The sequence below is a fragment of the Gordonia sp. 135 genome, from assembly GCF_009720185.1.
Lineage (GTDB): Bacteria > Actinomycetota > Actinomycetes > Mycobacteriales > Mycobacteriaceae > Gordonia > Gordonia alkanivorans.
Genome location: NZ_CP046257.1, coordinates 323,986 through 337,202, shown reverse-complemented (window position 1 = coordinate 337,202; position 13,217 = coordinate 323,986). Strand labels below are relative to the sequence as shown.

9 protein-coding genes and 1 pseudogene are annotated in these 13,217 nt (G+C 67.5%); 7 read left to right on the top strand and 3 right to left on the bottom strand.

Going from position 1 to position 13,217, the window contains the following annotated elements; genetic code table 11:
• Both GKZ92_RS01400 and GKZ92_RS01395 read right to left on the bottom strand, forming a co-directional pair.
• The gene (locus GKZ92_RS01400; protein ID WP_081474330.1) at nucleotides 1–519 is read right to left on the bottom strand and encodes a GtrA family protein; all 519 of its coding nucleotides are present in this window, start codon (nucleotides 517–519) and stop codon (nucleotides 1–3) included.
• Nucleotides 520–540: 21 nt separating this feature from the next.
• On the bottom strand, nucleotides 541–1,371 hold the full coding sequence (locus GKZ92_RS01395) for an aldo/keto reductase (RefSeq protein ID WP_035754289.1): 831 nt from the start codon (nucleotides 1,369–1,371) through the stop codon (nucleotides 541–543).
• Nucleotides 1,372–1,519: 148 nt separating this feature from the next.
• Between GKZ92_RS01395 and GKZ92_RS01390 the strand changes: the two genes are divergently transcribed.
• The 6 genes from GKZ92_RS01390 to GKZ92_RS01365 all read left to right on the top strand — a co-directional run bounded on the left by GKZ92_RS01390 (nucleotide 1,520) and on the right by GKZ92_RS01365 (nucleotide 9,592).
• Complete coding sequence (locus GKZ92_RS01390) at nucleotides 1,520–2,758, top strand: alpha/beta hydrolase family protein (RefSeq protein ID WP_230461879.1); 1,239 nt, start codon at nucleotides 1,520–1,522, stop codon at nucleotides 2,756–2,758.
• A 62-nt stretch (nucleotides 2,759–2,820) separates the two neighbouring features.
• Nucleotides 2,821–4,440 (top strand): phytoene desaturase family protein, encoded by a 1,620-nt coding sequence (locus GKZ92_RS01385; protein WP_035754286.1) that lies wholly within the window; start codon nucleotides 2,821–2,823, stop codon nucleotides 4,438–4,440.
• A gap of 88 nt (nucleotides 4,441–4,528) precedes the next feature.
• On the top strand, nucleotides 4,529–5,953 hold the full coding sequence (locus tag GKZ92_RS01380; RefSeq protein ID WP_035754284.1) for an FAD-binding oxidoreductase: 1,425 nt from the start codon (nucleotides 4,529–4,531) through the stop codon (nucleotides 5,951–5,953).
• Between the two features lie 77 nt (nucleotides 5,954–6,030).
• Nucleotides 6,031–6,792 (top strand): decaprenylphospho-beta-D-erythro-pentofuranosid-2-ulose 2-reductase, encoded by a 762-nt coding sequence (locus tag GKZ92_RS01375; RefSeq protein ID WP_035754282.1) that lies wholly within the window; start codon nucleotides 6,031–6,033, stop codon nucleotides 6,790–6,792.
• 25 nt (nucleotides 6,793–6,817) lie between these two features.
• Complete coding sequence (locus GKZ92_RS01370) at nucleotides 6,818–8,821, top strand: galactan 5-O-arabinofuranosyltransferase (protein WP_442903325.1); 2,004 nt, start codon at nucleotides 6,818–6,820, stop codon at nucleotides 8,819–8,821.
• Nucleotides 8,822–8,824: 3 nt separating this feature from the next.
• On the top strand, nucleotides 8,825–9,592 hold the full coding sequence (locus GKZ92_RS01365; RefSeq protein ID WP_035754277.1) for an MBL fold metallo-hydrolase: 768 nt from the start codon (nucleotides 8,825–8,827) through the stop codon (nucleotides 9,590–9,592).
• A gap of 1 nt (nucleotide 9,593) precedes the next feature.
• On the opposite strand, the gene GKZ92_RS01360 is transcribed toward GKZ92_RS01365, so the two are convergent.
• Complete coding sequence (locus GKZ92_RS01360; RefSeq protein ID WP_035754275.1) at nucleotides 9,594–10,274, bottom strand: nitroreductase; 681 nt, start codon at nucleotides 10,272–10,274, stop codon at nucleotides 9,594–9,596.
• 235 nt (nucleotides 10,275–10,509) lie between these two features.
• On the opposite strand from GKZ92_RS01360, the pseudogene GKZ92_RS01355 reads away from it, so the two are divergent.
• Nucleotides 10,510–13,088, top strand: a pseudogene (locus tag GKZ92_RS01355) (alpha/beta fold hydrolase).
• Nucleotides 13,089–13,217 lie beyond the last annotated feature (129 nt).

Here is a 13,217-nt window from a genome sequence, read left to right as displayed (position 1 = left end):
TCAGCGGATCTTGAAGATGACCGCCCGCTGGACCACGAAGTTGATCACCGTCGCGGTGCCCTGCGCGATGACGAAGGCGATCGCCGAGTAGAGGGCCGTCTTGTCCCACAGCGACGACAACCAGCTGTACAGACCGACGTTGACCGCGAAGGTGACCAGGTAGAGGAGCACGACCGCGGTGAAGCGGGCGGCGCTCGGCTCGGCGCGGAACGTCCAGCGCCGGTTGATCAGGTACGCGACGGTGGTGCCGAGGATGAAGCCGAATGCCTTGGCGACCCAGTCCGGGGTCCCGACGATGTACTGCAGGAACAGCGTCAGCCCGAAGTCGAGAACCGCCGACCCGGCGCCGGTGACGACGAAGCGGATCAGCTGCGTCTTCAGGTCGACATCGGTCGACGCCTCTTCGTCGTCGAAGGGCAGTTCGATCGGCATCGGCGCATGCCGCGTCGTGAAGTCCTCGTGGTGATCGTGAGGGACGTCACCTGCGGGTTCGTCGTTGCCGGAGTCGGGTCGAGACACGCTGACACCCTAGCGGACGAGCTAGAACTCCTCGTCGACGTCCGAGTCCCGGGCGGCGCGTTCGCCGCGGTCCAGCGAGGCGAGGTCGGCGAGGTCCGCGTCGTCGAGGGCGAAATCGAAGAGGTCCGCGTTCTCGAGCTGACGGCCCGCGTGCGACGACTTCGGCACGACGCTGATGCCGTGCTGCACCGCCCACCGCAGCGCGATCTGAGTCGGCGACTTGCCGTACTTGCGGGCGATCCGCAGGATTGCCGGGTCGCCCAGGACACCTTCCTTACGGCCGGTCGGATGCCACGCCTGTGCGTGAATCCCCTTCTCCGCCATGAATTCACGGAGCTCGGTCCGTGGCAGTGCCGGTGAGCACTGGATCTGGTTGAGCACCGGCCAGCGCCCCGTCTCGTCGAACAGCGCCTGGAGCTGATGAGGTTTGAAGTTCGAGACACCGGGCGTGCGGACGTAACCCTCGTCGGCCAGGGTGAGCAGCGCCTTCCACGACTCGACCGTGCGTCCGAGACTCGGGCACGGCCAATGGATCAGATAGACGTCGATGTAGCCGACACCGAGCCGACGCGCGCTTTCCTTGGCGGCGTTGATCGCCTCGTCGAAACCCTGGTCACCGCCGCTGAGCTTGGTCTGGACGATGACCTCGTCACGAGCGATGCCCGAACCGTGCGCGCCCATGCCGACACTGAGCTCGTTGCTGTAGCGGGGAGCGGTGTCGAGGAGTCGGTATCCAGCCTTGAGTGCGGCGCTGACCGCGCCGATGCACGGCCGGCCGAGCATGTTGTAGGTGCCGAGTCCCACGAGAGGAATCGACCGACCGTTGCTGAGCTCGACCGAGGGGATGTCCACCCGACAAGGATAGGTCGGCCGCGACCCCCGTTCGCTCCGCCGAGACCAAACTGGAAACCGAGGGGGGCACGGAAACCGCTCCGGTACGGCACGAATACTCACCGTCCTGAGGTGTACGCGGCACATGAGTACCTTTACTGTTCTGAACATGTCTGCCCTCACGTCCAGATCACCGGTGTCGCGCACCACGCGAACACTCGTCTCCGTCATCACCGGCCTCGGCATGGTCCTGCTCGCGTTCGGATCGACCGCCCCGGCACACGCGGATGACGCGGTTTCCGTCGGCATCCCGAACTGGTCGGGCCTGGACGTCACCGAGTACTCGGGCCCCATCCCGGCCAAGGCGGGCACCCTCATCTCCCGGGTCCCGCTCGCCGCGGAGCTCAACCTCCCCGCGGCCGGTGACGCCTACCGCATCCAGTACTCGTCGCTGAACCAGCACGGCAAGATGGCGACGGGCACCGGCGCGGTCTTCCTGCCCAAGGGCAAGGCACCCGCCGGTGGCTGGCCGATCATCTCCTGGGCGCACGGCACCGTCGGCATGAACGACGACTGCACGCCGTCGGCGTTCCCGCGCAGCGAGCGCGACCAGAAGTACCTGGGCCACTGGCTCCAGCAGGGTTACGCCGTCGTCGCCGCCGACTATGTCGGTCTCGGCACCCCGGGCCTGATGGCCTACCTGAACGGCGTCACCGCGGCGCACGCGATCGTCGACATCGTCGTCGCGTCGCATCAGATGGATCTGCCGTTCGCCAAGCGCTGGGCCATCATCGGACAGTCACAGGGTGCGGCCGCCGCACTGAACGGCGCCCGCTACGCCACCGAGTTCAGCCGTGGCTCGGGTCTGGACTACCGCGGCGTCGTCGCCACCGGCATCCCGGCCAACCTCGAGTACCTGTACCAGAACCTGGGACCGGCCGTCCCGCCGGTGAACCTGCCCGGCGGCCTGAACGCCTACACCGCCTACATCCTGGCCGGGTTCAACGACACCCGTCCCGACATGAACATCACCAAGGTCATGACGCCCAAGGGCATCGCACGCCTGGCCGAGGGTCGCACCACCTGCTACCCGATCCTCAAGCAGGCACTCGCCGGTGACGACGTGCGGACCTGGTTCCGCGCACCGCTCATGTCGATCCCGGGTCTGAGCCCGGCACTGCACGAGTACATGGCGACTCCGTACAAGGGTTACGACCGCCCGATCTTCCTCGGACAGGGCCTGCGTGACGTCGATGTGCCGGCACCGTCGGCGCTGTCGCTCTACGCACAGATGAAGGCCAACAACCAGCCCGTCGAGCTGTTCGTCTACCCCGAGGACGACCACTCCAGCGCGGTTCTGGCCTCGATGAAGGACTCGACCCCGTTCGTGGCCCGCATCCTGCGCTGACCCGAAATCACCGCTGCGGTGTCCATCGATCTGAGACCCTTTGAACGATGGGCACAGGACCGATGGGCACCGCAGTTGCTTTCTATGACGACGTCATCATCGGCGCTGGGCACAACGGTCTGACCGCCGCCGCCTATCTCGCGCGCGCCGGTCGTCGGGTCCTCGTCCTGGACAAGGCCGATCATGTCGGCGGGGCGACCGTCTCGGCGATGCCCTTCCCCGGTCTCGCGGCCCAACTGTCGCGGTTCTCGTATCTGGTCTCGCTGATGCCGCGCGAGATCATCACCGACCTCGACCTCGACATCTCGCTGATCCGACGCCGCTACTCCTCGTACACGCCGCTCCCGTCGGACCCGACGCGCGGCATCCTCATCGACACCCAGGACGACGACGCGACCGCGGAATCGTTCCGGCGGGTGTTGCGCGCCGACCGCGTCGGCGCCGACGCCGTGGGATTCTCCAACGCCGGTTTCGTGGCGTGGCAGTCCTTCTACCGCCGTGTCGGGACCATCGCGCAGCGCGTCTTCCCCACCCTGATCGAACCGCTGCGCACCGCCGCCGACATGCACGAACTCGCCGTCGGCACCGACACCTCCGACGCCGAGCTGTGGGAGGCGCTCACCACCCTGCCGCTCGGCACCCTGCTCGGCCAGTACTTCGACGACGACCTGCTGCGCGGCATCGCCGCCACCGACGGCCTGATCGGCACGTTCGCCGATCTCGACGACCCGTCGCTGCGGCAGAACATCTGCTTCCTCTACCACGTGATCGGCGGTGGGACCGGCGACTGGGACGTCCCGGTCGGGGGCATGGGTGCGGTCTCGGGTGCGCTGTACCAGGCCGCGACGTCGGCGGGCGCCGAGATCCGCACCGGGGTCGCGGTGTCGGGCGTCGATCCGGCTGACGGGACCGTCGAGTTCACCGATTCGGGCGGCACGCCGCACAACGCACGCGGCTCGATGCTCTACGCCGCCTACGCACCGCAGGTCCTCAACACACTGCTCGACGATCCGATCGTCTGCGAGGCCCATCCCCGCGGCTCGCAGCTGAAGATCAACCTCCTCCTCGACCGTCTCCCCCGCCTCCGCGACGAGTCAGTGACACCCGAGGCCGCGTTCGCCGGCACCTTCCACATCAACGAGACCGCGAGTCAGCTCCACGACGCCTGGCGGCAGGCCACCCGGGGCGAGGTCCCTGAGCTGCCGCCTTGCGAGATCTACTGCCACACCCTCTCCGACCGGTCCATCCTCGGACCCGAACTCGACGGCAAGCACACGCTCACGCTGTTCGGTCTGCATATGCCACCGGACGTGTTCGACGAACCGGGCGCCGTCGAGCACGCGGTGGGCGCGACCTTCGCCTCGCTCAACATGCTGCTCGCCGAGCCGATCCAGAACGTCATCGCCCACGACCTCGACGGCCGCCCGTGCATCGAGACGAAGACCCCGCAGGACCTCGAGGACATGCTCGGGCTGCCCGGCGGCAATATCTTCCATCAGTCGCTGCGGTGGCCGTGGGCGGAAACGGCGTCGGAGGTCGGCACCTGGGGCGTCGAGACCCGCCATCCGCGGTTGCTGCTGTGCGGCGCCGGCGCACGACGCGGCGGGGGTGTGAGCGGCATCCCCGGCCGGAACGCGGCGGCCGCCGTGCTGGGACGGGCCGAACTCGGCGTGCTGCGGTAGCCCGACGCCACAGCCTCGCGAAAGTGCGACACCTGTCGCACGTCGTCTCTCATCGGCGGCCCACCGCGGCCGAGTACTCTCTTCAGCGATGTCTACTGAAGAGTTGCTGCCGATCACGACCCGCAAGCTGGTGGGTTGGTCTCGCACCACCCCGATCGAGGGCCACGTCCTGTCCACGCCGTATCCCGAGGTCATCGCCGAGGCGGTCGCCCGCGTCGCCGACGACAACGCGGACAAGCCGGACTACCTCAAGCGCGGTGTCATCGCCCGCGGGCTCGGCCGTTCCTACAACGAGTCGGGCCAGAACAGCGGCGGTCTCACGATCGACATGACCCCGCTGACCAGGATCTACGCCATCGATGAGGAGACCGCGACGGTCGACCTCGACGCCGGCGTCTCCCTCGACACCCTCATGCAGGCCGCGCTCCCGTACGGCCTCTGGGTGCCCGTGCTCCCGGGCACCCGTCAGGTCACCGTGGGTGGTGCGATCGCGCACGACATCCACGGCAAGAACCACCACAGCCAGGGCAGCTTCGGCAACCACGTCGTCGAGATGCAGCTCCTCGTGGCCGACGGTCGCATCCTGACGCTCACCCCGGACGGCTCCGGCGACGACCCGAGCGGCGAACTGTTCTGGGCGACGGTCGGCGGCATCGGCCTCACCGGCATCGTGCTGCGCGCGAAGATCCAGATGAAGCGCACCGAGAGTGCCTACTTCATCGCCGACACCGCGCGCACCGGGTCGCTGCAGGAGACTCTCGACCTGCACCTGCAGGACGGTTTCGAGGACGGGTACGAGTACGCCTCGGGCTGGTTCGACACCATCAGCGCACCCCCGAAGCTCGGCCGCGGCACCTTCTCGCGCGGCAACCTCGCGCGCGTCGACGAGCTGCCGGAAAAGTACCGCGACAACCCGTTGTCGTTCAACAACAAGCCGCTCGTGCGGTTCCCCGACGTCTTCCCCCGCGGGCTGGCGAACAAGCTCAGTTTCGCCGCGGTCGGCGAGGCGTATTACCGGATCGGCCCGCCCAGCGAGGGCAAGGTCAAGAATCTGGCGCAGTTCTATCACATGCTCGACGTGTTCGGTGACTGGAACAACGCCTACGGTCGCGGCGGCGGATTCTGCCAGTACCAGTTCATCGTGCCCACCGGCAACGAGGCCGAGTTCACCAACCTCATCGAACACATCCAGGCGTCGGGACACGTCAGCTTCCTCAACGTGATCAAGCTCTTCGGCGAGGGCAACAAGGCGCCGCTCAGCTTCCCGTTCAAGGGCTGGAACGTCTGCCTGGACTTCCCGGTCAAGGCCGGACTCGCCGAGTTCCTCAACGATCTCGATCGCCGCGTGATGAGCATGGGCGGACGCCTCTACACCGCGAAGGACTCGCGGACGTCGGCGGCGGCCTTCCACTCGATGTACCCGCGCATCGACGAGTGGATCGCCACGCGTCGGCGGATCGACCCCAACCGCGTGTTCATGTCCGACATGGGCCGCCGACTCGAACTCGCCTGACCCACAACCGGTTCCGACCTCCATACCACCTCTGCGGCCCGACCGGCCGCAGACCACCGAAAGCGAGAAGACCGAAGATGATGAACGCCGTCGGCGTCCCACAGTCCATCCTGGTCCTGGGCGGGAGCTCGGAGATCGGGCTCGCCATCACCGCCGAGTACCTGAGCAAGGGACCGGCGCGGGTCATCCTCGCCGCCCTGCCGGGCGATCCGGCCGTCGAGGCGGCAGTGGAGAAGGCCAAGGAGGCCGGCGCCACCGAGGTCAGCGTCATCGACTTCGACGCCCGCGCCACCGACACCCACCGCGACGTGATCGACAAGGCCTTCGCCGACGGTGACGTCGACGTCGCCATCGTCGCCTTCGGCATCCAGGGTGACGACGAGCAGGCGTGGCAGGACCACGGCCTCGCGGTCGCCGAAGCCCAGATCAACTACACCGCAGCGGTTTCCGTCGGCGTCCTGCTCGGCGAGAAGATGCGCGCCCAAGGCCACGGCCAGATCATCGCGATGAGCTCGGTCGCCGGTGAGCGCGTGCGTCGCAGCAACTTCGTCTACGGCTCCACCAAGGCCGGCCTCGACGGCTTCTACCTCGGACTCGGTGAGGCGTTGCGTCCCTACGGCCCTCGCGTCCTCGTGATCCGTCCGGGTCAGGTCCGCACGCGACTGTCGGCGCACGTCAAGGAGGCGCCGCTGACCGTCGAGAAGGAAGACGTGGGACGCCTCGCGGTGGCCGCGGCCACCAAGGGCAAGGAGATCGTCTGGGTCCCCGGACCTTTCCGCTACATCATGATGGTCCTGCGCCACATCCCGCGCCCGATCTTCCGCAAGCTGCCCGTCTAGCAGCCCCCGACTGCGATTGCGAGCGATGACGACTTCTGTGAGCGCTGACCGCCAGGACCCCACGACCGCGCCTCAGGAAACGGACTCCGGTCCCACCACGGCATCACGCCTGGGCCGGACGGCGCTGCTCCTGCTGACGGCTGTGGTGGTCGGTGCGGTGGTGTCGATCGTCGGCCTCAAGGCGATCGAGACCGTCAACTGGCCGGCCTTCAACTCGTCGAACGTGACCCGGTCGCTGACGACCGCCGGCCAGGTCCTCGCGATCGCGGTGCTCGTCGTCGTCGCATTGCTGTACCGCTACGGCAAGGGACGGGTGTTCATCCCGTTCCTGTCGGCGGCGGCCATGTCGGCGTTCGTGACGGTCACCATCGGGATGCCCTTGGGGGCGACGCGTCTCTACCTCTTCGGCCTGTCCGTCGACCAGGAGTTCCGCACCGAGTACCTGACGCGGATGACGTCGAGTCCGCACCTGGCGGACATGACCTATCCGGATCTGCCGCCGTATTACCCGGCCGGGTGGTTCTGGTGGGGCGGCCGGTTCGCGAATCTGCTCGGCCAGCCCGGGTGGGAGGCGTACAAGCCGTGGGCCATCGTGTCGATGGCAGTGGCCTCGGCGGTCGGCATCATCCTGTTCAACCGCATGTTCGGTGCGGATCGTGGTGTGGCACTGGGACTCGCGGTGACCACGATGGCCCTGCTGTACGCCTCACCCGAGCCGTACGCCGCGATCCTCGTGATCATCGGTGTACCGATGATGATCGTCCTCACCTACGCGCTGAGGGGTCGCACGCGTGCCGCCGATGGTCCGGCCGGACCACTGCGGGGTGCGACCAGTTGGCCTGCGGTGGTCGGTGCTGGTGTCTTCCTCGGCATCTCGGCCGCGACCTACACGCTCTACACCGGCCTGTTCGCACTCACCGCGATCCTGCTTGCCTGCTACTTCCTCGCCCAGGGCTGGATCGCGGCGACCAACAAGGCGACACCGACCCGGACCGTCAAGGCGCACCGCCGCGAGATCATGGTCGCCGTCGCCGGCCGACTCGTCTCGGTGGGCGTCATCGCCGGAGGAATCGCCCTGCTGGTCTGGGCGCCTTATCTGCTGAAGCGGCTGTCCAGCGCCCCGGCCAGCGGCGGAACCGCCGAGCACTACCTCCCGGAGCGCGGTGCGGTGTTCCCGCTGCCGATGTTCGGGGTCAACCTCGTCGGCGCGATCACCATGATCGGCCTGCTGTGGATTCTCCTGCGTTTCCGGACACGAACCGTCGCGGTTGCCATGGGCGCCACCGTGATCACGGTGTACCTCTTCTGTCTCCTGTCGATGCTCATGACCGCGATGGGCACCACCCTGCTGTCCTTCCGGCTCGAGCCGATCCTGGTGTGTGCGCTCGCCGCGGCCGGCGTCTTCGGTGTCGTCGACATCGGCCGCTGGGCCGTGGGCAGGTTCGGTGACGTACGCGTCGTCGTCGGCGCGGTGGCCGTGCTCGCCGCAATCGCAGCGGCACAGAGCATCCCCGGTCATCTCGGTACGGAGATCACCACCGCCTACACCGACACCGACGGTTACGGCAAGCGCGCCGATGCACGTCCGGCCGGCACCGAGTCGTACTTCGCCGAGATCGACAAACTGATCGGGGAGCAGACCGGCCGGCCGCCGACCGACAACGTCGTCCTCACCGCCGATTTCGGGTTCCTGTCGATCTATCCGTACTGGGGTTTCCAGGGACTGACCTCGCACTACGCCAACCCGCTGGCCGAGTTCGACAAGCGCGCCGCGGCCATCGCACGGTGGGCGAAGTCGGAGGACGCCGATCAGCTGGTCGGACATCTCGACGAGTCGCCGTGGAAGGCGCCGAACGTCTTCCTGTTCCGATACAGCTCGGACGGGTACTCGCTCCGCCTCGCCGAGGACGTCTACCCGAACGACCCGAACGTGAAGCGTTACACCGTCACCTTCGATCCTTCGGTCTTCGATGACCCGCGGTTCGAGGTCACCGAGGTGGGCCCGTTCGTCCTCGTCGTCCGGAAGTGAGCGATGCGTCCCTCCTTCCGCACCGCCCGGCCGATGGAGATCACGCGCCTCGACGCTGACTCGGCGACAACGTATTTCGTCCACACCGACGTCGTGAACTGGGTGCTGCTGGAGCAGAACGGCGAGCTCACCCTCATCGACGGCGGTTACCCCGGACAGGCCGGGCAGGTGATCGAATCGATCAATCGGATCGGTCGCCGCCCTGAGGACATCCGTGGCGCGCTGCTGACACACGCGCACGTCGACCATCTCGGCGGACTCGCGAAACTGCAGGCGCGGTACGGATTCCCGGTCTACATGGATCCCGTCGAGGTCGACCACGCCCTGCGGCACCATCTCCAGCAGGCGAACGCACTCGATCTCGCACCACTCGTCGGCACCCGACGCCTGTGGTCCTGGCTCGCGAAGACCACACCTCTCGGGGTGCTGAGTCGAGCCGGACTGTCTGCCGCAGAGTCTTTTCCGGGGAAACTCGACCTGCCGGGGTCACCGGTGCCGGTGGCCAGCCACGGCCACACCGACGGCCACAGCTCCTACCTGGTCGGCGACGGACGCGCCCTGGTCTCCGGCGATGCGCTGGTCAGCGGCCATGAGGTGTCGGCGATCGTCGGGCCACAGTGCATTCCGTCCCTCTTCCAGCACGACGAGGCCACGGCGCGTCGGAGCGTCGAACGGTTCACCGAACTCGACGCCGAGCTGCTGCTGGCCGGACACGGACCGCTGTATCGAGGCAGCGTCGCCGACGCGGCCCACCGAGCGCTGGCGCTCTGAACTAGTCTCCGAACCCCACGAACGTGGTGGCTTCCTCGACCGTCTTGCGTTCGGAGATCACGGCATTGGCGGGGAACGTCTCATCCGGCCAGCCCAGCGCGATGCTCTTCATGATCACCTGGTCATCCGGGATTCCGGCATGTTCCCGAACGACGGGTGACTGCATGATGCCCTGGCTGTTGATCACCGCACCGAGACCCCGGGACCAGGCGGCGTTCACCAACGCGGTGGAGACCGCACCGCAGTCGAAGGGTGTGTCGTCGCTGCCGTCGAGGATGCGGTCGTAAGTCACGATCACGCAGACCGGGGCGTCGAACTGGCGGAATCCCCGTAGGACCCAGTCCTGCCGCATCTCCATGTCCTCGCGAGCGATGCCCATCGCGGTGAACAGCTGCTTGGCCACGCCGACCTGGCGATCACGATGGACACCGGTGAACTTCTCCGCCCCGGTCCGGAACTCACGAGAGTGCGGTACACCGGCCAGGTTGCGCTCGGTGTTGCCCGCACGGATGCGATCGAGTGGTTCACCGGTGATCACGTAGAAGTTCCAGGGCTGGGTGTTCATCGAGGACGGAGCACGCATGGCGAGCGCGAGGATCTCCTCGATCAGTTCTCGGGGCACGGGCTCCGGTGTGAAACCGCGGATGCTGCGCCGGCCCAGGATCACGTCGTCGAACTGCATCGTTCCCTCTCGTCTAGCGATCCGGGCCTACGGATCTGTCCCCCAACACTACTGTTACCCGCGCCACGTTCTCGCCGTTCAACGGTGCCGATGCGCCGAACAAAGGGTAGCTTTACCTGAGTACTTCCGGGGCCGGAGGAGGGGCCGCGTCCCGCACGGAATCGCATCGTCCGGGCCGAGAACCGCGGCCCGCTCGCAACCGTGGTCATCCCCGCCACCTGGGGAGTTCGAGGACATGACCGGCGAGAATCATCTGGAAGGCCTTGCGTCCGTCACAGCCGGATCATCCGAGTCGGCGGAGACGACCGTCGCCGCCCGATGGCGAGCCATCGCCCGCAGCCGTGGCGACTCGGCCGCGATCCGCACTCCGGAGCAGTCGATCACTTTCGCGGAGGCGGCCACGCGGGTGGACGACCTCGCCCGCGCAATCCTCCACACCACCCCGACGGGCAGCCCGGTCGCCGTCGAGATCGAATCCGACATCGACTCGGTGATCTCCATGCTCGCGGTCTGGTGCGCCGGGCGCCCGCTCGTCCTGGTCGATCCGTTCCTGCCCGAGGACCGCCGCACGAACATCTTGGAACTGTCCGGGGCACATCTCCTCACCCCGGCGACCGCCGGGAATCACGAGCCACTCGAGACGCATGTCATCGAACCCGCCCCCGATGATCCCGCGATTCTGCTGTTCACCTCCGGATCCACCGGCACCCCCAAGGGCGTGGTGCTCGCCCAGCGGACACCCGTCAACCACGCGCGTGACGGCCGCCGGTTCATGGAACTCGGCCCCGATGATCGCGCGGCGGTGCTGCTGCCGCTGAGCTTCGGCGGCGGGCTCGACGCGCTCGCGATGAGCCTGCTGAACGGCGCGACGATGCTGCTGTGGGATGTACGGCGCCGCACCACCACCGGGCTGCGCGACTGGCTGTCCGCCGAAGGCGCCACCACCGCGCACTGCACGCCGTCACTGCTCCGTTCGTGGCTGGGCGAGCTGGACGCCGAGGACGCCGTCGACTCGCTGCGCCTGCTGTCGACCTGCGGCGAGCCCGCGCATCACACGGACGTCGGACTCGCGCGGAGCACGGTCCTTGCCTGGGGCGTTTTCTGTTGCTGGGCAGGCGCATCCGAGGTCGGCAACCTCGCCTTCAATCTCTTTCCCCCGGATCGCGAGGTCACCGACGGTGCGATACCGGTCGGAATCCCCGCCTCGGACAAGTCGGTCCGCATCGTCGACGAGGACGGTCAGGATCTACCGCCGGGGTGCACCGGCGAGGTCGTCGTCGAATCCGCGAACATCGCCTCCGGGTACCACGCGAATCCGGAGCTGACCGCAGCCCGCTTCTCCTCGCTGCCCGGCGGCCGTAGGCGTTATCGCACCGGAGATCTCGGCCGTCTCGACGAGAACGGTGAGCTCGCACTCCTCGGTCGCGGCGACGACGCCATCAAGGTGCGCGGCTATCTCGTCGAACCGCTCGAGGTCGAGTCCGCTCTGCGCTCGCTGCCCTGGGCCACCGACGCCGTCGTCACCGCCGACCGGGAGGAAGGTCGCCTCACCGCTCATGTGGCCGTCGACCCGCAGAAGTGGTCGCCGTCGCCCGCCGAGATCCGCCACGAACTCGGAAAGACACTGACCCCGTGGATGATCCCGCGCGACATCGTCGTGGTGTCGGAGATCCCGCGCAACGAGCGCGGCAAGGTCGACCGTGGTGCGCTGCCGCCTCCCCCACCGCGCCCGTCTCCCGAACGGCCGCGCGGGCTCACCGAGATGGCGTTGCACCGCTTCTGGAGCGAGATCCTCGGCCTCGAACCTCAGTCCTTCGGGCGCCACGACGACTTCGTGGAACTCGGCGGTGACTCCCTCGCCGCAGCCAAGATGCTCTCCGAGGTCCAGCACCACCTCCAGTTGGAGGTGAACACCGCCATGCTCGCCGAGGCACCGACGATCGCGCAGTTCGCGCAGCGGATCGAGGAGGCCGCGAAGGAGCGCTCCAAGAACGCCACCGGTGCCACGCTGATCCCGTTGCGGAAGGGCGCCGGCGACCCGTTCTTCCTCATCGCCGGGGCGGGCAGTCTCGCGACGAGCCTGACGCCGGTCGTCCGTGCACTCTCCGGCGACCGACCGGTGTACGCCATCCAGTCCCGTGGCGTCGAAAAGCGCGGCCGTGCAGATCATTCTGTGCGCGCCGCGGCACGTCGGGCGATCGCCGACATCCGGTCGGTGCAGCCCCACGGCCCGTATCAGATCGGCGGTTACTCGCTGGGCGGGTTCATCGCCGTCGAGGTCGCCGCGCGCCTCACCCGGGCCGGCGAGACCTGCCATCCGGTCGCCGTGCTCGATTCGGTCATCGACCCGATTCTGGCACAACGCCTTTCCGGGAGCGTACCGAACGTCGTGCAGCGCATCGGCAACTCGCTGCGCTCGCTGACGATGACGAGCGAGACACTGCCGGACCGCACCGGAACCGACGAGAGAAGCCCACCGGCTCACCAGTCCAGCGCGTCGTGCAGGAAATCGCCCTCAAGGCACTTGTTCTCACCGCGGGACTCGTCCCGTTGTCGACGCCGGTGCAGTGGGTCGTCTTCTTCCGCCTCGGCACCAAGATGATCCGACGGCACCGGCCCAGCCCCTACTCGGGTCCGATCACGGTCATCAGGGCACGCACCAACACCGACGATCCCACCCTCTGGGGCCACTTCACGTCGGGGAAGGTCGAGTTCCTCGACATCGACGGCGACCACATCTCGATGATCCGCGCTCCGCACGCCACCGAGACCGCGAGGGCGATAGAGGAGATCCTGGAGCGCGCGGCAGGTTAGAACTTGTCTGCCAGACTTCATTCCGATCAAACAGTCTGCCCCACAACGTGTTTATTTCCCGACCTTGTGGAGGAGGATCCGCGTTTGTCGGTGGGTTGATCTAGATTGGGTGGTAACAGATTCAGCCAT

Bases quoted from the DNA above. Each gene is read 5' to 3' on its own strand.
- GKZ92_RS01385 (WP_035754286.1), top strand. From the start codon at position 2,821: ATGGGCACCGCAGTTGCTTTCTATGACGACGTCATCATCGGCGCTGGG.
- GKZ92_RS01375 (WP_035754282.1), top strand. From the start codon at position 6,031: ATGATGAACGCCGTCGGCGTCCCACAGTCCATCCTGGTCCTGGGCGGG.
- GKZ92_RS01365 (WP_035754277.1), top strand. From the start codon at position 8,825: ATGCGTCCCTCCTTCCGCACCGCCCGGCCGATGGAGATCACGCGCCTC.
- GKZ92_RS01390 (WP_230461879.1), top strand. From the start codon at position 1,520: ATGTCTGCCCTCACGTCCAGATCACCGGTGTCGCGCACCACGCGAACA.
- GKZ92_RS01360 (WP_035754275.1), bottom strand. From the start codon at position 10,274: ATGCAGTTCGACGACGTGATCCTGGGCCGGCGCAGCATCCGCGGTTTC.
- GKZ92_RS01380 (WP_035754284.1), top strand. From the start codon at position 4,529: ATGTCTACTGAAGAGTTGCTGCCGATCACGACCCGCAAGCTGGTGGGT.
- GKZ92_RS01370 (WP_442903325.1), top strand. From the start codon at position 6,818: ATGACGACTTCTGTGAGCGCTGACCGCCAGGACCCCACGACCGCGCCT.